The following is a 17,414-nucleotide window of genomic DNA, read 5'->3' as shown; positions in this document are numbered from 1 at the left end:
TCTTCCCGGCATGAGCTCCGCCTCCGACACCGACCGCCTCCTCGCCGAGCAGCTCCTCCGCCTCACGCGAAGGCTCCACCGGATCCAGAAGCGCCACATGGAGCCGCTCGGGATCACTCCCGCCCAGAGTCGGCTGCTGCGCCTCGTCTCGCACTACGAGGGCGAGCAGCCGCCCCGGATGGCGGACCTCGCGGCGCGCCTGGAGGTGGTCCCCCGCGCGGTCACCACGCTCGTGGACGGCCTTGAGGCGGCCGAGTGCGTGCGCCGCGCGCCCGACCCCGCCAACCGGCGCGTCGTCCGGATCGAGCTCACCGACACCGGCCGCGCCACGCTGCGCCGTCTGCGCAACGCGCGGACCGACGCGGCGGAGGAGATCCTTGCTCCACTGACCGCCGATCAGCGCGAGGTCCTCGGCGGTCTGCTCAACGCGCTGTCGGACGCCCCGGCGGAGCGCCGCTGCTGAGCAAGGCGAGGGGTCGCACATGCCGCTGCTGGAACCGAAGCCGGGGGCCGTGCGCCCCCGCAGCCTCAGCGGCCCCTCCCCCGATCGGGTGCCCGATCACCGGGCGGGCGGCACCCCGGAGCCGCTGCGCTCCGAGCTGATCGGGCTGCTGGGCGCCGAGAAGGTGCTGTGGAAGGTCTCGGACCTGGTCCGCTACGCCTCCGACGCCTCCCCCTACCGGTTCGTCCCCCAGGTCGTGGTGATCGCCGAGGACCTCGACGACGTCTCCGCGGTCCTCTCGTACGCCCACGGCCGGCAGCGCGAGGTGGTCTTCCGCGCCGCCGGGACGTCCCTCAACGGGCAGGCCCAGGGCGAAGACATCCTGGTGGACGTACGCCGCCACTGGGCCGGGATCGAGGTGCTGGACGGGGGCCGCCTGGCCCGGATCCGGCCCGGCACGACCGTCATGCGGGCCAATGCCGCCCTCGCCCGGCACGGCCGGATCCTCGGCCCGGACCCGGCCAGCGCCATCGCATGCACCCTCGGCGGGGTCGTCGCGAACAACGCGTCCGGCATGACGGCGGGCACCACGCGGAACGCCTACCGCACGCTGTCCTCCCTGACCCTCGTGCTGCCCGGCGGCACCGTCGTGGACACGGCCGACCCGCTGGCCGACGAGGAGTTGGCGCGGGCGGAACCCGCCCTGTGCCGCGGCCTGATGGAGATCAAGAAGGAGATCGAGGCCGACCCCGCGCTCGTCGCCCGGATCCGGGCCAAGTACGAGATCAAGAACACCACCGGCTACCGGCTCGACGCGTACCTCGACGGCAACACCCCCGTGGAGATCCTGCGCGGTCTGACGGTCGGATCGGAGGGCACCCTGGGATTCATCTCCGAGGTGGTCTTCGACACCCTCCCGCTCGACCGCGAGCTCTGCTCCGCCCTGCTGTTCTTCCCCTCGCTGCCCGCGGCGGCCGCGGCCGTGCCGCTCTTCAACGAGGCGGGGGCCATCGCCGTCGAGCTGATGGACGGCAACGCCCTGCGCGCCTCGGTCAGCGTCGAGGGCGTGCCCGCCGACTGGGCCGCGCTGCCCAAGGACACCACCGCCCTGCTCGTGGAGTTCCGCGCACCGGACGAGGAGGGCCGCGCCGCGTACGAGCGGCGTGCGGCGGAGGTCGTGGCCGGACTCGGCCTGGTGGCACCGGTGGCTTCGGTCACCAACGCCTTCACCCGGGACCCGCACACGATCAACGGCTACTGGAAGGCCCGCAAGGCCTTCGTCTCCGCCGTCGGCGGGGCCCGCCCCTCCGGCACCACCCTGATCACCGAGGACTTCGCGGTGCCGCCGTCCCGGCTCGCCGAGGCGTGCGAGGTGCTGCTGGAACTCCAGGCGGAGCACGGCTTCGACGCCGCCGTCGCCGGCCACGCCGCCCACGGCAACCTCCACTTCCTGCTCGCCTTCGACGCCTCCGATCCGGCGGACGTCGAGCGGTACGCGGCCTTCATGAACGCCTTCTGCCGGCTCACGGTGGAGCGGTTCGACGGCTCCCTGAAGGCCGAGCACTCCACCGGCCGCAACATGGCGCCCTTCCTGGAACTGGAATGGGGCCCCCGGGCCACCGAGCTGATGTGGCGCACCAAGCAGGTCGTCGACCCGGACGGGGTGCTCGCCCCCCGCATCCTCCTCGACCGCGACCCGGGCGCCCATCTGCGCGGCCTGAAGACCATCCCGCACGTGGAGGCGGTCGCCGACCCGTGCATCGAGTGCGGATTCTGCGAACCGGCCTGCCCCAGCGGGGACCTGACGACCACTCCCCGCCAGCGGATCGTGCTGCGCCGCGAGATGACGCGCCAGCAGCCCGGCTCCCGCGTACTGGACGGGCTGCTGGACTCCTACGGCTACGACGCCGTGGACACCTGTGCCGGGGACTCCACCTGCAGGCTCGCCTGCCCGGTCGGCATCGACACCGGCGCGCTGATGAAGGACTTCCGCCACCGCCGGCACGGCCCGCGCGAGGAGGCCGCGGCTGCGCTCGCGGCACGCCGGTTCAAGGCCGTCGAGGCTGCTGCCCGGCTGGCCGTGGCGGCCGCGGACAGGATCCCCGACCGGGTCGGGGACGGCCTCCTCTCGGCGGTGACCGGGGCCGCGCGCAAGGCCGTACGCCCGGACCTGGTACCGCAGTGGCTGCCGCAGATCCCGGGGGCCGCCGCCCGCAGGCTGCCCCCGACCCGGCGGGTGGGCGCCTGCGCCGTGTACTACCCGGCCTGCGTCAACCGGATCTTCGGCGGGCCGGAGGGCCGGCCCGGGCCCTCGCTGCCGGAGGCCGTGGTGGCGGTCTCGGAGCGGGCCGGGAAGCCGGTGTGGATCCCCGGCGACGTCCGCGGCACCTGCTGCGCGACCATCTGGCACTCCAAGGGCTACGCATCGGGCAACAGGGTGATGGCCAACCGGATCGTGGAGGCCGCCTGGGGGTGGACGGCCGGGGGCCGGCTGCCCCTGGTCGTCGACGCCTCCTCCTGCACCCTGGGCATCGCGCACGAGGTGGTCCCCTTCCTGACCGGGGACAACCGGGAGCTGCACGCCGCGCTGCGGATCGTCGACTCGGTGGTGTGGGCGGCGGAAGAGCTGCTGCCGCACCTGGAGATCCGGCGCACGGTGGGCTCGGCGGTACTGCACCCCACCTGCTCGATGCGGCACTTGGGTGACGAGGCGCAGCTGCGGGCGGTGGCCGGGGCGTGCGCGGACGAGGTGGTGGTCCCGCAGGACGCGGGCTGCTGCGCCTTCGCGGGCGACCGGGGCATGCTGCACCCCGAGCTGACGGCCTCGGCGACGGCGCGCGAGGCCGCGGAGGTGACGGCGCGGGACTTCGACGCGCACCTGTCGGCGAACCGGATGTGCGAGGTGGGCATGGACCGGGCCACGGGCCGCGGATACTACTCGGCCCTGCTCGAACTGGAGCGCGCGACCCGGCCGTGAGCGCCGGTGTGCGCGACCCGTATGACCAGGCGCTACGCGGCCACCCATGCCCGCAAACCTCTTCGCGGGAGGACGCGGTCCACGGAAAATCGATTGCCCGGCGCGGATCCGGAGGGCGAACCTTGCACGGCTTCGACCCTTCGACCAGCCATGGGGCGTCATGCAGATCAGCGATCTTCCGTATCCGGATCCCGGGGTACCCGACGCTCGCTCCGGCCCCCGTTTCCTGCTGTGGCTGGGCCGAGGTCAGCTCGGTGGCCAGTTCAAGAGCCTGGCCTGGGGCATGCTCCACTTCTCGGGCGTCGCCGGGCTGCCGTACGCGGTGGGCCTGGGCGTCGACGCGGTCGTGGAGCGCGACTCGGGGCGGCTCCTGCTCGTCGGCGGCCTCCTCGTCCTGATCGGCATCGCCATCGCACTGGGCGACGCCATGCTCCACCGCGCGGCCGTCACCAACTGGATCACCGCCGCCGCCCGCGTGCAGCAGCTGCTCGCGCGCAAGACCGCCGAGCTCGGCTCCGCCCTGACCCGGCGGGTCGCGGCGGGCGAGGTGGTCGCGGTCTCCACCGGTGACGTGGAGAAGATCGGCTGGTTCGTCGAGGCGGTGTCCCGTTTCCTGGCGGCCGTCTTCTCCATCGTCCTGGTCTGCGTCGGCCTGCTGTTCTACGCACCCGATCTGGGCGTGGTCGTCGCGATCGGCATTCCCCTGGTCGCCCTGGCCGCGCTCCCGCTGCTGCCGCGCGCCACCCAACGCGCCGACATCCAGCGGGAGAAGGCGGGCAAGGCCACCGAGCTGGCCTCCGACACGGTCGCGGGTCTGCGCGTGCTGCGCGGCATCGGCGGTGAGGAACTCTTCCTCGGCCGCTACCGCGAGGCCTCGCAGGAGGTCCGCAAGGCCGCCGTGCGCAGTGCCCGGATGTGGGCGCTGATCTCCGCGATCCAGGTGCTGCTGCCGGGGGCGCTGCTGATCACGGTGGTCTGGTACGGCTCCGCGCTCGTCCTGGAGGGACGCATCGCGGTCGGTGAACTCGTCGCGGCGTTCAGCGCGGTGGCGACGATGCTGTACCCGCTGCGGCACTTCGAGGAGATCGCCATGGCGTACTCCTTCTCGCGTCCCTCCGCCAAACGGGCCGCCCGGGTGCTCTCGCTGACCCGGCACGACGAAGCCGAGCGCCCCCCGGGCGCCGCGACGCCGCAGCCGCCGGCTCCGGGCGGGGCCTTGTACGACCCGCAGACGGGGCTGCTGGCCCCCGCGGGCTGCTTCACCGCCGTGGTGTGCGGGGACCCGGACCTGGCGGGCCGGCTCGCCGAACGCCTCGGCGGCCATGCGGCGGCCGAGGGGGCCGAGGCTGCCGCCGCGCCGTCGGTGCTGCTGGGCGGGGTCGCGCTGGACGAGCTCGCACTGGACGACGCGCGGCGGCTGGTCCTCGTCCAGGACAAGGATCCGGTGCTGCTGTCCGGGACGCTGCGGGAGCTGTTCGACGTACCGGCTTCCGGGACGGTGGACTCCGGCGAAGCGCTGGCGGCCGCCCAGTGCGCGGACGTCCTGGACGCGCTGCTGCAGTCCGCGCCGGACGGGGTCGACGACCCGATGGACGCGCGGATCACCGAGCGCGGCCGGTCGCTGTCCGGCGGCCAGCGCCAGCGCCTCGCGCTGGCCCGGTCCCTGGTGACCGACCCGGAGGTGCTGGTCCTCGACGAGCCGACCTCGGCGGTGGACTCGCACACCGAGGCACGGATCGCGGACGGGATCGCCGCCCTGCGGGACGGGCGGACCACGGTGGTACTGGCGTCCTCGCCGCTGCTGCTGGACCGCGCCGACCAGGTGGTCCTGATCGACGGAGGCAAGGTGGCGGGGGTCGGCAGCCATCGCGGACTGCTGGCCGTCGAACCGCGCTACCGGGCGGTCGTCACCCGAGAGACGGAGGAGGAGCAGCGGCTCGCCGGGCTCCACCTGACGGATCTGGAAGAAGCACTCACGGAAATCGAGGAATCTGCATGATCGGCGTGGCGCCGCCGGAGTACGATCCGGCGGCCCCCGAGACGGCCGCGACGCTGCCCGTGGGCACGCCGGCGACCGTACGGGGCTATGTGCGCGGCCTGTTCCGGCGCCACCGGCGGGCCTTCCTGGCGCTGGTCGGCGTCAACGCGGTCGCGGTGATCGCCTCCATGGCCGGCCCGTACCTGCTGGGCCGCGTCGTGGACGATCTCGCGGCGGGGGCACGGGAGCTCCATCTGGGCCGCGTGGCACTGCTGTTCGCGCTGGCGCTCGCCGTGCAGACGTTCTTCGTCCGGCTGGTACGGCTGCGCGGGGCGATGCTCGGCGAGGAGATGCTGGCCGATCTGCGCGAGGACTTCCTGGTGCGGTCGGTGGGGCTGCCGCCGGGCGTGCTGGAGCGGGCCGGTACCGGTGACCTGCTGTCGCGGATCACCACGGACATCGACCGGCTGGCCAATGCGATGCGGGAGGCCGTGCCGCAGCTGGCCATCGGCGTGGTGTGGGTGTCGCTGCTGTTCGGGGCGCTCACGGTGACCGCGCCGCCGCTGGCCCTGGCCGCGCTCGTGGCGCTGCCGGTGCTGGTGATCGGCTGCCGCTGGTACTTCAGGCGGGCGCCTTCGGCGTACCGCTCCGAGGCGGCCGGGTACGCGGCGGTGGCCGCGGCGCTGACGGAGACCGTGGACGCCGGCCGTACGGTCGAGGCGCACCGGCTCGGGCCGGCGCGGATCGCCCGGTCGGAGCGGCGGATCTCGCAGTGGGTCGCGTGGGAGCGGTACACGCTGTTCCTGCGGACGGTGCTGTTCCCCGTCGTCAACGTCACCTTCGTGACGATCCTCGGCTCGGTGCTGATGATCGGCGGCTACTGCGTGCTGCGGGGCTGGATGTCGGTGGGGCAGCTGACCACGGGGGCGCTGCTGGCGCAGATGATGGTCGACCCCATCGGTCTCATCCTGCGCTGGTACGACGAACTCCAGGTGGCGCAGGTGTCGCTGGGCCGCCTGGTGGGCGTGCGGGAGATCGAGCCGGACGCGGGGGACGCGAAGGTGGCGCCCGAGGGCCGGGACGTACGGGCGGACGCGGTCCGCTTCGGCTACCGGGAGGGCGTGGACGTCCTGCACCAGGTGTCGATGACCGTGCCGCCGGGCACCCGGATGGCACTCGTCGGGCCCTCGGGCGCGGGCAAGTCCACCCTGGGGCGGCTGCTGGCGGGCATCTACGCGCCGCGGACCGGCGAGGTCACGCTCGGCGGGGCACGGCTGGCCCGGATGCCTGCGGAGCGGGTGCGCGAGCACGTGGCACTGGTCAACCAGGAGCACCACGTGTTCGTCGGCTCGCTGCGCGACAACCTGCGCCTGGCACGGGCGGGGGCCGGGGACGCCGAGTTGTGGGCGGCGCTGGGCGCGGTCGACGCGGACGGCTGGGCGCGGGCTCTCGAGGCCGGTCTGGACACCGAGGTCGGCTCGGGCGGCACTGCGCTGACTCCGGCCCAGGCCCAGCAGATCGCGCTGGCCCGGCTGGTGCTGGCGGACCCGCACACGCTGGTGCTGGACGAGGCGACCTCACTGCTGGATCCGCGTGCGGCACGGCACTTGGAGCGGTCGCTGGCCCGGGTGCTGGACGGCCGTACGGTCATCGCCATCGCCCACCGGCTGCACACGGCCCACGATGCGGACGTGATCGCGGTGGTGGAGGGCGGCCGGATCAGCGAACTCGGCTCCCACGAGGAGCTGGTTGCGGCCGACGGCGCGTATGCGGCGCTCTGGCGGTCCTGGCACGGGTGACCCGCTGCGCAGCAGCTGATGAGGGAGGTGGGGAGGGGGAGTTCGGGACGTGCCGACTCCTCGCCACTCTCAACTTATAGCGCAGTGGGGGGCTTGCGGCAAGGCCCTGATCATGACGCAGAATCGGCGGCTCAGACCAGATCCTGCGAAAAACGGGGGACCCACCCAGTGCGAGTTTCGACCTCGGCCACCAGCGCGTTCGACCTTCCCGACCACCTCTCCCCCAAGGCCGACCCGATGCTGACCGACGGCGACGAGCAGCACTTCGCGGCCATCGCCGAGAGCCTGGAGCAGTCGATGTCCGAGGTGTCCGAGCGGCTCGATGCGGCGCGCAGGGCTCCCGGCGGCGCCGGCCGGGAGGCGATGGACCGCGACACGGAGATCCACCGGCTGACCGGCCGCCTGCGGACCCTGCGCCGGTTCGGGCTGGACCTGTGCCTCGGGCGCATCGTCGGCGCGGACGGCGGCGAGCCCGTTTACATCGGACGGCTCGGCCTGACCGACAGCACGGGCCGGCGGCTGCTGCTGGACTGGCGCTCGCCGGCGGCCGAGCCGTTCTTCGCCGCGACCCATGCCGACCCGATGGGCCTGGCGAGCCGTCGCAGGTACCGCTGGACCCGCAGCCGGATCACCGACTACTGGGACGAGGTGTTCACCGCCGAGGGACTCGAGGGGCACGCCGCCCTCGACGACCAGTCCGCCTTCATCGCCAGCCTGGGCGGCAACCGCTCGTCCCGGATGCGCGACGTGCTCGGCACCATCCAGGCCGACCAGGACGCCATCATCCGGGCGGGATCCCGCGGCGCCCTGGTGGTGGACGGCGGCCCGGGCACGGGCAAGACGGTCGTGGCGCTGCACCGCACCGCGCACCTCCTCTACTCCGACCCCCGGCTCGGACACCGCCGGGGCGGCGTGCTGTTCGTCGGTCCGCACCGCCCCTACCTGGACTACGTCGCCGACGTGCTGCCCAGCCTCGGCGAGGAGGGCGTGCAGACCTGCCTGGTGCGGGACCTCGTCGACGAGGGAGCCGCGGCCACGGTCGAGAGCGACCCGGAGGTGGCCCGGCTGAAGTCGTCCGCTGACATGGTGCGGGCGATCGAGCCGGCCGTCGGCATCTACGAGGAGCCGCCCGCCAAGGGGATGACGGTCGAGACCCACTGGGCCGACGTCTGGCTGAGCGCCGACGACTGGGCCGCCGCGTTCGACGCGCCGGAACCGGGCACCCCGCACAACGAGGCCCGCGACGCGATCTTCGAGGAGCTGGTCGCGATCCTGCTGGACAAGCACGACGCCGAGGACGACATCTCGCCCCAGTTGTTCCGGAGGTCCCTGCGGCAGAACCGGGAGCTGGTCGCCGCCCTCGACAAGGCGTGGCCGATGCTGGAGGCCGCCGACCTCGTCGGGGACCTGTGGTCCGTACCCGCCTACCTGCGCAAGTGCGCCCCCTGGCTCGGCCCCGACGAGGTGACGAAGCTCCAGCGCGCCGACCCCCAGGCCTGGACGGTGTCCGACCTGCCGCTCCTGGACACGGCCCGGCAGCGGCTGGGCGACCCGGAGGCGTCGAAGCGCAGGCGCCGCCAGGAAGCCGCTGTCGCCGCCGAACGCGCGCGCATGGCCGACGTCATCGACAGGGTGCTCGAAGCCGACGCCGACGGTGAGGGCGCGGTGACGATGCTGCGCGGCAAGGACCTGCAGGACAGCCTGATCGACGAGTCCGCGATGCCCGGCATCGACCGGGACCTGCTCGCGGGCCCGTTCGCGCACATCGTGGTGGACGAGGCACAGGAACTGACCGACGCGGAGTGGCAGATGCTGCTGCTGCGCTGCCCGTCGCGGAGCTTCACCATCGTCGGCGACCGCGCCCAGGCGCGGCACGGGTTCACTGATTCGTGGCGGGAGCGGCTGGAGCGGGTGGGCTTCGACCGGATCGAGATGGCTTCGCTCAGCGTCAACTACCGGACGCCGGAGGAGGTCATGGCGGAGGCCGAGCCGGTCATCCGGGCCGTGCTCCCGGACGCGAACGTGCCGGCCTCCGTGCGCAGCAGCGGCGTGCCCGTCGTGCGCGGACCCGTCTCGGAGCTGGAACCGGTCCTCGAGACCTGGCTCGCCGCGAACGCCGACGGTGTCGCCTGTGTCATCGGCGCTCCCGGATTCCGGGCGACGTCCCGGGTCCGGTCGCTGACCCCGAGCCTGTCGAAGGGGCTCGAGTTCGACCTGGTCGTCCTGGTCGATCCGGAGGACTTCGGCGGGGGCGTCGAAGGAGCGGTCGACCGCTATGTCGCGATGACCCGGGCGACCCGGCAGCTCGTGATCCTCACGAGCGCCTGACACCGGTCGGCGCCGCCGTCGTCGTGCACCAGGACGGCGGCTGCGGCCGTCCGGGCCGGGGCCGGATGAAGGAGGGGTCAGATGAATCCGAGGGCGGAGGCGCCGCCGAAGCCGCCCAGCAGGACGAACACGGGCATCAGGACCTTCAGCTCCACCCAGCTGCCGGCCCGGAAGCGCATCCCCTTCGGCGGGCCCAGCGCGTACCAGCGCTTTCCGGCGATCGGGAGGGGCCACAGGACCGGGCAGCCGGAGACGGTCAGCGCGTCGCCGATGTCGTGGACCAGGGCGCCGAGCACGATCGGCAGGCCGAGCCAGAGGTACTCCTGGCCCGGTCCCGTGAACAGCCAGTTCGCTCCGTTGCCCGGCTGGTCGAGGACTCCGGCCAGGATCCAGGCGCTGGTGGCGCCGAGCAGCCAGACCAGGACGTCGCTGGACACCCGGGCGGCCCGCCACAGCAGGCCTTCGACGGCCAGGACCAGGTGGACGAAGAGCAGGGCGAGCACACCCCAGCGGTCGGCGGTGACGGCGAGGGCGGAGGCGCCGCCGCCTATCAGGACGGCCCAGAGCCAGGTGTGCGTCAGGGTGCGGTGGCCGCCGGTGCGGCGGGCGTCCTTCTTGGAGCGGGTGGCCTTGTAGACGGCGTAGGAGATCTTGTCGACCACCTCGCACAGGCCCCGGGACAGCGGACCGAAGGCGCGCGAGATCGTCGCCGACTTGTGGTCGAGGTCGGGGGCGAGGGCGGCTCCGGCGCAGATCAGTGCGCCGACGACGAGGACGGGCCAGGGCATCGGGTGCCCGGCGGCCGCGGTCGCGGCGCCCACCCCCAGCCAGGCAGCCGCCCCGGACAGTGAGTGCGCCGGACCCATCATGGTCGTTCCCCGCCCCGGTGGTGTCGTGTTCGGGCCCTGTCGACTGGTTCGTTCGGGCCGCATCGACGGCACAGCGTACCGTCGGTGATCTTCGTTCCGTCCGCCGGTTCCCTCATCCGGGCGGAAGCCAGGCAAGATGGGGGCGTGACCCTCATTGATCAGCTCCCGCCGAACGCCGACCCCGACGCCCTCTTCGAGGCTTTCTCCTCGTGGGCCGAGGAGCAGGGCATCACCCTGTACCCGGCTCAGGAGGAGGCGCTGATCGAGGTCGTCTCCGGGGCGAACGTGATCCTTTCCACTCCGACGGGCTCCGGCAAGAGCCTCGTGGCCGCCGGCGCGCACTTCACGGCGCTGGCCCAGGACAAGGTCACCTTCTACACCGCGCCGATCAAGGCCCTGGTGTCGGAGAAGTTCTTCGACCTGTGCAAGCTCTTCGGCACCGAGAACGTCGGCATGCTGACGGGCGACGCCTCCGTGAACGCGGACGCCCCGGTGATCTGCTGCACCGCCGAGGTGCTGGCCTCCATCGCCCTGCGCGACGGGAAGTACGCCGACATCGGCCAGGTCGTGATGGACGAGTTCCACTTCTACGCCGAGCCGGACCGCGGCTGGGCCTGGCAGATCCCGCTGCTGGAGCTGCCGCAGGCGCAGTTCGTCCTGATGTCAGCGACCCTCGGCGACGTGAAGCGGTTCGAGGAGGACCTGACCCGGCGCACCGGCCGGCCCACCTCGGTGGTCCGCTCCGCGACCCGGCCCGTCCCGCTGTCGTACGAGTACGTCACCACGCCGATCACCGACACGATCACCGAGCTGCTGGAGACCCGGCAGGCCCCCGTCTACATCGTGCACTTCACCCAGGCCCAGGCGGTCGAGCGGGCGCAGTCGCTCATGAGCATCAACATGTGCACCCGCGAGGAGAAGGACAAGATCCAGGAGCTGATCGGCAACTTCCGCTTCACCACGAAGTTCGGCCAGAACCTCTCCCGCTACGTCCGCCACGGCATCGGCGTGCACCACGCCGGCATGCTGCCCAAGTACCGGCGCCTGGTGGAGAAGCTGGCGCAGGCCGGCCTGCTGAAGGTGATCTGCGGCACCGACACCCTCGGCGTCGGCGTCAACGTCCCGATCCGCACGGTGCTCTTCACGGCGCTCACCAAGTACGACGGCAACCGCGTCCGCACGCTGCGCGCCCGCGAGTTCCACCAGATCGCCGGCCGCGCCGGCCGGGCCGGGTTCGACACGGCGGGCTATGTGGTCGCGCAGGCGCCCGAGCACGTCATCGAAAACGAGAAGGCCCTCGCGAAGGCGGGCGACGACCCGAAGAAGCGCCGCAAGGTGGTCCGCAAGAAGGCCCCGGAGGGCTTCGTGGCCTGGTCGGACACCACCTTCGAGAAGCTGATCGCGGCCGACCCGGAGCCGCTGACCTCGCGCTTCAAGGTCACCAACATCATGCTCCTGTCGGTCATCGCCCGGCCGGGCGACGCCTTCCAGGCGATGCGCCACCTCCTGGAGGACAACCACGAGCCGCGCAAGGCCCAGCTGCGGCACATCCGCCGGGCCATCGCGATCTACCGCTCGCTGCTGGACGGCGGCGTGGTCGAGAAGCTCGACACCCCGGACGCGGAGGGGCGCACGATCCGCCTCACCGTCGACCTCCAGCAGGACTTCGCGCTCAACCAGCCGCTGTCCACCTTCGCACTGGCCTCCTTCGACCTGCTGGACCCCGAATCCCCCTCCTACGCCCTGGACATGGTGTCGGTCGTGGAGTCCACGCTGGACGATCCGCGCCAGATCCTGGCCGCCCAGCAGAACAAGGAACGCGGCATGGCCGTGGGCGCGATGAAGGCCGACGGGATCGAGTACGAGGAGCGGATGGAGCGGCTCCAGGAGGTCACCTATCCCAAGCCCCTCGAAGAGCTGCTGGTCCACGCCTACGACGTGTACTCCAAGAGCCACCCGTGGGTGCGCGACCACCCGGTCTCCCCGAAGTCGATCATCCGCGACATGTACGAACGCGCCATGACGTTCACGGAGTTCACCTCGTACTACGAGCTGGCCCGCACCGAGGGCATCGTGCTGCGCTATCTGGCGAGCGCGTTCAAGGCGCTGGACCACACCATCCCGGACGACCTCAAGTCCGAGGACCTGCAGGACCTGATCGAATGGCTCGGCGAACTGGTCCGCCAGGTCGACTCCAGCCTGCTGGACGAGTGGGAGCAGCTGGCGAACCCGGAGGTGGAGACGGCGGAGCAGGCCCAGGAGAAGGCCGACCAGGTCAAGCCGGTCACCGCCAACGCGCGCGCCTTCCGCGTCCTGGTGCGCAACGCCATGTTCCGCCGGGTGGAGCTGGCCGCCCTGGACCACGTCAACGTGCTGGGCGAGCTGGACGCCGACGCCGGCTGGGACGCCGACGCCTGGGCCGACGCGATGGACGGGTACTGGGACGAGTACGACGACCTGGGCACCGGTCCCGACGCGCGCGGCCCGAAGCTGCTGCAGATCGAGGAGGACCCGGCGCACGGCCTGTGGCGCGTCCGGCAGACCTTCGCCGACCCCAACGGGGACCATGGCTGGGGCATCAGTGCCGAGGTCGACCTCGCGGCTTCCGACGAGGAGGGCCGGGCCGTCATCCGGGTCACCTCGGTGGGCGAGCTCGGCGCGCTCTGACCGCCACCCGCGTCCCGACGTCCCCGCCACCGACCGTGGAGATCCTCTGATGACGAACCCCGCCGAGAGACTGGTCGACCTGCTCGATCTGGAGCAGATCGAGGTCAACATCTTCCGCGGCGCCAGCCCCCAGGAGTCGCTCCAGCGCGTCTTCGGCGGGCAGGTCGCCGGCCAGGCGCTGGTGGCCGCGGGCCGCACCGTCGAAAGCGCCCGGCCCGTCCACTCGCTGCACTCGTACTTCCTGCGCCCCGGCATCCCCGGGGTGCCGATCGTGTACCAGGTGGAGCGGGTGCGCGACGGGCGGTCCTTCACCACGCGCCGGGTCACCGCGGTCCAGCAGGGCAAGACGATCTTCAATCTCACCGCCTCCTTCCATCGTCCGGAGGAGGGCGGCATCGAGCACCAGCTGCCTCCTCACCACTACCCCCACCCGGACACGCTCCCGAAGGTCGCGGACGAGATCCGCGAGCACCTCGGGGAACTGCCGGAGGCGCTGGAGCGGATGGCCCGCCGTCAGCCCTTCGACATCCGGTACGTCAACCGGCTCCGCTGGACCCCCGAGGAGCTCAAGGGAGCCGATCCCCGCAGCGCGGTGTGGATGCGCGCCGTCGGCCCCCTGGGCGACGACCCGCTCGTGCACACCTGCGCCCTCACCTACGCCAGTGACATGACCCTCCTCGATGCCGTGCGCATCCCGGTGGAACCGCTGTGGGGGATGCGCGGGTTCGACATGGCGAGCCTGGACCACGCCATGTGGTTCCACCGGCCGTTCCGTACGGACGAGTGGTTCCTGTACGACCAGGAGTCGCCCATCGCGCACGGCGGCCGGGGCCTGGCCCGCGGCCGCATCTACGACCTGGAGGGCAGGCTGCTGGTCTCCGTGGTCCAGGAAGGCCTCTTCCGCCCCTATCCCGCCCCGAGCACCTCCCCGAAGAACTGAGCACGCCCATGCCCACCCCGGCCCTCCCCTGCCCCTGCGGGCTGCCCGCCGCCTACCCGGACTGCTGCGGCCGCTTCCACTCCGGGGCTCAGCAGGCCCCCACCGCCGAGCGGCTGATGCGTTCCCGCTTCAGCGCCTTTGCGGTCGGTGACACCGCCTACCTGATGCGCTCCTGGCACAGCTCGACCCGCCCGTCCGACCTCGATCTGGATCCCGGGCAGCGCTGGGAGCGGCTGGAGATCCTGGCGACCGAGCGCGGCGGGATGTTCGAGACGGAGGGCTCGGTGGAGTTCCGTGCCCACTACCGGGAGGGCCGGCACAGGGGCTCGCTGCACGAGCACAGCGCGTTCGCCCGCGAGGAGGGGGCCTGGGTCTACGTCGGCCCCCTCTCCCCCGTCGCGTTCGACTGACCGCGCGCCCCGGTGAGGGCGAACCCCAGACTGGTGCAGTACCAGTGGATCTCCTCCGGCTGATCCGCCTTCAGCAGCCGCGAGGCCACCGCAGCGGCCGCGGGCACCTGCGGGTGCCCGTACGGCGGTGGCGGGGCGAGGGCGGCCAGTACGATCCGCTCCGCCCGGTCGGGCACGGCGGCCCGCAGCTCGCCCTCCGGGAGCACGGCCGCCAGGACCGCGGCGCGCGCCCACGGGTCGGCCGTCCGTCTCAGCAGCAGCCCGACGTGCCGCCCCCGCCACCTGCGGGGGCGCAGATCCGCCTTCGCCGCCATCAGCTCCCGGTCCCCCGGGGGTGCGCTCCCCCGCAGCACGGCCGGGTCCCGGGCCGCGAACTCCCGCAGCTCCGCGGCCAGATAGAGCCACACAACGGCCCGGTAGCGGTTGATGCGGTAGCCGACCGGGGTGAGGTGCCCGCAGCGAGCGAGCCGGGTGAACCGGCTCGGGCCGACGCCCAGCGCCCGCGCGGCGGCCGCCGCTCCGGCCACGGTCTCGACGCGCCCGCGCAGCGCGTCCGCCCCGGCTTCGCCCGGCGGGCACTCGGCCGACCTGACCCGGTCCAGCTCGGCCCGCGCGAAGCGTGCCGCGCCGCTGCGCGCCGGCGGCCCGGCGCGCACGATCCCCAGCTGGACGGCCCTGGCGAACTCGCTCCGGCTGAGCCCCAGTTCACCGGCGGCCCGCGCACTCCCCACCAGTACGTCCGCGGCCGCGGGCACCGCTGCATCCCGCCCCGGCCCGGCCTGCGACGCCACGGCCGGCGCCGCCGTCGTCTCCCTCTGCATCATCACGGTCTCCCCCACGAGCAGCGATTACTCTGTGTGAAGACCGTAACTCGGTGCGACGACATCGCGCCGGGCCTGTGGACAACTCCGGGACCTCAGCCGCCGGTGATACGCCGCTCCGCGACTCCCAGGTGCTCGCCCACCCGGTTGACCAGCAGCGTCATCTCGTACGCGACCTGGCCGATGTCCGCCTCGGCCGCGCTCAGCACGCACAGGGAGCTGCCCGCGCCGGCCGCCATCACGAAGAGGACCCCCTCGTCGTACTCGACCATCGTCTGGCGGACCTCACCGGCCCGGAAGTGCCGTCCGGATCCCTTCGCCAGGCTCTGCAGCCCGGCCGCCACGGCCGCCAGGTGCTCCCCGTCCTCCCGCGCCAGCCCGGCGCTCGCGCCCGTCACCAGCCCGTCGTTGGAGAGAACCACCGCGTGCCGCACCTGCTGGACCCGGCGCGTCAGGTCGTCCAGCAGCCAATCCAGCTGCTTGTCCAGTGCCATTCCCAGCCCCTCCCCGTCGACGCGGCCGACGTGGCCGCGCCCCACCCCGCATGGTCGTCCCGCAAGCCTTCCCCACCAGCGCCTTTCCGGCAAGGAGGATGTGCTCATGGCGAAGAAGATGACTCAAGAGGAATGGCGTGCATTCGTCAGCCACTCCACTCGCACCGGCAAGCTCTCCACCGTCCGCGCGGACGGAAGTCCGCACGTCGCTCCCATCTGGTTCGTGCTCGACGGCGACTCCTTCGTCTTCAACACGGGCAAGGACACCGTCAAGGGGCGCAACCTCGCCCGTGACGGCCGGGTCGCGCTCTGCGTGGACGACGACCGGCCGCCGTTCTCCTACGTCGTGCTCCAGGGCCGCGCCGAGATCAGCGAGTACGACGACGACCCGGACTCCATGCTCACCTGGGCGACCAGGATCGGCGCACGCTACATGGGCGAGGAGCGGGCCGCCGCCTTCGGCCGCCGCAACGCCGTCCCGAGCGAGCTCCTCGTCCGCGTCCGGATCGACAAGGTGATCGCCACGGCCGGAATCGCCGACTGACGCGGGCCCTGCCGCAAGCCCGCCGACCGGACGGACCCACCGACCGACAGCCCACCCCACCCACCAGCCCACCCACCTGCCGGCCGGGTCACACCGAATCGGCCTGCGGCTCCACCGAGTCCAGCAGCCGGGCGGTGTGCACCCGCCCGGCGTACTCGACCAGCCTGATCAGCACTTCCTTCCCCGAGTCCTTGTCCCGCGCGTCGCACAGCACCACCGGTGTCCCCTGCTCCAGGTCCAGCGCCCGCGAGACCTCGTGCGCCCCGTAACGCCGGGCGTCCGTGAAGCAGTTGACCGCCACGACGAAGGGGATGCGCCGGTGCTCGAAGTAGTCCACCGCCGGGAAGCAGTCCTCCAGCCGCCTCGTGTCGGCGAGCACCACCGCGCCGAGCGCGCCCTGTGACAGCTCGTCCCACAGGAACCAGAACCGGTCCTGGCCCGGGGTGCCGAACAGGTACAGGGACAGCCCCGAACGGATGGTGATCCGCCCGAAGTCCATGGCCACGGTCGTCGTCGTCTTCTGGTCCACTCCGCCCGTGTCGTCGACCAGTTCGCCCGCCTCGCTCAGCAGTTCCTCCGTCCGCAGCGGACGGATCTCGCTCACCGCGCCCACCAGAGTGGTCTTGCCGACCCCGAAACCGCCCGCGACGAGGATCTTCAGCGCCAGCGCGGCCAGTTCGGGATCCTCCCCCGGGTCCGCGGCCGGTGCCGAGCCCGCTCCCGGCAGCCCGTTGTCGTGTTGTCCCATCACAGCGCTCTCAATCCCTCGATGACTTCACGCAGAATCCGCTCGTCCGGCAGTTGTGCGGGCGGTACCGGCCTGCTGACCTTGACGTGGCCGCCCTCCAGCAGATCGCCCAGGAGCACCCGCACCACCCCCACGGGCAGGTCGGCGTCGGCCGCGAGCTCCGCCACCGACTGGGTCTCGGACCGGCAGAGTCCGAGGAGGGCCCGGTGTTCGGGGCCGAGCAGCGACTCGGCCTCCGCGTCGGTGGCCGCGGCGCCGTCGGTGTCCATGACGACCAGGGCTATCAGGTCGAACCGGACCCCGTGGGGCCCCGGCTTGGTGCGCCCCCCGGTCATGGCGTACGGGCGGACGAGCGGGCCCGCGTCGGCGTCGTACCACTGGCCGTTCATGTGCCGGA

14 protein-coding genes are annotated in these 17,414 nt (G+C 72.6%); 9 read left to right on the top strand and 5 right to left on the bottom strand.

The window, feature by feature from the left end; translation table 11 throughout:
• Nucleotides 1-10: 10 nt before the first annotated feature.
• The 5 genes from ACIGFK_RS15000 to helR all read left to right on the top strand — a co-directional run bounded on the left by ACIGFK_RS15000 (nucleotide 11) and on the right by helR (nucleotide 9,524).
• Complete coding sequence (locus tag ACIGFK_RS15000) at nucleotides 11-463, top strand: MarR family winged helix-turn-helix transcriptional regulator (RefSeq protein WP_376655012.1); 453 nt, start codon at nucleotides 11-13, stop codon at nucleotides 461-463.
• A 19-nt stretch (nucleotides 464-482) separates the two neighbouring features.
• Nucleotides 483-3,419 (top strand): FAD-binding and (Fe-S)-binding domain-containing protein, encoded by a 2,937-nt coding sequence (locus tag ACIGFK_RS14995; protein WP_386467046.1) that lies wholly within the window; start codon nucleotides 483-485, stop codon nucleotides 3,417-3,419.
• Between the two features lie 160 nt (nucleotides 3,420-3,579).
• The gene (locus ACIGFK_RS14990; protein WP_376655010.1) at nucleotides 3,580-5,418 is read left to right on the top strand and encodes an ABC transporter transmembrane domain-containing protein; all 1,839 of its coding nucleotides are present in this window, start codon (nucleotides 3,580-3,582) and stop codon (nucleotides 5,416-5,418) included.
• Nucleotides 5,415-7,196 carry an ABC transporter ATP-binding protein gene (locus ACIGFK_RS14985; RefSeq protein ID WP_376655009.1) on the top strand — a complete coding sequence of 594 codons (1,782 nt, stop codon included), beginning with the start codon at nucleotides 5,415-5,417 and terminating at the stop codon, nucleotides 7,194-7,196. Before ACIGFK_RS14990 ends, ACIGFK_RS14985 begins: the two co-directional genes overlap by 4 nt.
• Before the next feature lie 168 nt (nucleotides 7,197-7,364).
• Nucleotides 7,365-9,524: an RNA polymerase recycling motor ATPase HelR gene (helR, locus tag ACIGFK_RS14980; RefSeq protein ID WP_400052019.1), complete on the top strand. Its 2,160-nt coding sequence runs from the start codon at nucleotides 7,365-7,367 to the stop codon at nucleotides 9,522-9,524.
• A gap of 77 nt (nucleotides 9,525-9,601) precedes the next feature.
• Here helR and ACIGFK_RS14975 read toward each other — a convergent pair whose 3' ends face one another.
• Entirely contained in the window at nucleotides 9,602-10,393 is a 792-nt protein-coding gene (locus tag ACIGFK_RS14975) for a metal-dependent hydrolase (protein WP_376655007.1), read from the bottom strand.
• A gap of 84 nt (nucleotides 10,394-10,477) precedes the next feature.
• Here ACIGFK_RS14975 and ACIGFK_RS14970 point away from each other — a divergent pair, with 84 nt between their 5' ends.
• From ACIGFK_RS14970 to ACIGFK_RS14960, 3 genes are read left to right on the top strand one after another with little or no spacing between them, the layout of a single operon-like run.
• Nucleotides 10,478-13,060 (top strand): DEAD/DEAH box helicase, encoded by a 2,583-nt coding sequence (locus tag ACIGFK_RS14970; RefSeq protein WP_376655006.1) that lies wholly within the window; start codon nucleotides 10,478-10,480, stop codon nucleotides 13,058-13,060.
• Between the two features lie 49 nt (nucleotides 13,061-13,109).
• A complete protein-coding gene (locus ACIGFK_RS14965) occupies nucleotides 13,110-14,000 on the top strand; it encodes an acyl-CoA thioesterase (protein ID WP_376655005.1) in 891 nt (296 codons plus the stop codon).
• 8 nt (nucleotides 14,001-14,008) lie between these two features.
• Nucleotides 14,009-14,410, top strand: a complete 402-nt coding sequence (locus ACIGFK_RS14960) for a YchJ family protein (protein ID WP_376655004.1) — start codon at nucleotides 14,009-14,011, stop codon at nucleotides 14,408-14,410.
• On the opposite strand, the gene ACIGFK_RS14955 is transcribed toward ACIGFK_RS14960, so the two are convergent.
• Both ACIGFK_RS14955 and ACIGFK_RS14950 read right to left on the bottom strand, forming a co-directional pair.
• Nucleotides 14,374-15,234, bottom strand: coding sequence for a DUF6397 family protein (locus ACIGFK_RS14955; RefSeq protein WP_400052015.1), 861 nt, complete (start codon nucleotides 15,232-15,234; stop codon nucleotides 14,374-14,376). The genes ACIGFK_RS14960 and ACIGFK_RS14955 overlap by 37 nt on opposite strands.
• Before the next feature lie 92 nt (nucleotides 15,235-15,326).
• On the bottom strand, nucleotides 15,327-15,725 hold the full coding sequence (locus ACIGFK_RS14950) for a roadblock/LC7 domain-containing protein (RefSeq protein WP_376655002.1): 399 nt from the start codon (nucleotides 15,723-15,725) through the stop codon (nucleotides 15,327-15,329).
• 106 nt (nucleotides 15,726-15,831) lie between these two features.
• Here ACIGFK_RS14950 and ACIGFK_RS14945 point away from each other — a divergent pair, with 106 nt between their 5' ends.
• Nucleotides 15,832-16,269 (top strand): PPOX class F420-dependent oxidoreductase, encoded by a 438-nt coding sequence (locus tag ACIGFK_RS14945; protein WP_386467035.1) that lies wholly within the window; start codon nucleotides 15,832-15,834, stop codon nucleotides 16,267-16,269.
• Nucleotides 16,270-16,357: 88 nt separating this feature from the next.
• Here the strand turns inward: ACIGFK_RS14945 and ACIGFK_RS14940 are convergent, their stop codons facing one another.
• Together ACIGFK_RS14940 and ACIGFK_RS14935 are read right to left on the bottom strand one after the other, a co-directional pair.
• Nucleotides 16,358-17,017 (bottom strand): ATP/GTP-binding protein, encoded by a 660-nt coding sequence (locus tag ACIGFK_RS14940; protein WP_376655000.1) that lies wholly within the window; start codon nucleotides 17,015-17,017, stop codon nucleotides 16,358-16,360.
• Entirely contained in the window at nucleotides 17,017-17,406 is a 390-nt protein-coding gene (locus ACIGFK_RS14935) for a DUF742 domain-containing protein (protein WP_376654999.1), read from the bottom strand. Before ACIGFK_RS14935 ends, ACIGFK_RS14940 begins: the two co-directional genes overlap by 1 nt.
• Nucleotides 17,407-17,414 lie beyond the last annotated feature (8 nt).

Origin of the sequence: Streptomyces sp. NPDC085524, assembly GCF_044541755.1 — a bacterium.
Classification (GTDB): Bacteria; Actinomycetota; Actinomycetes; order Streptomycetales; family Streptomycetaceae; genus Streptomyces.
The sequence above is the reverse complement of the archived record's forward strand: the minus strand, read 5'-3'. Positions and strand labels throughout refer to the sequence as shown.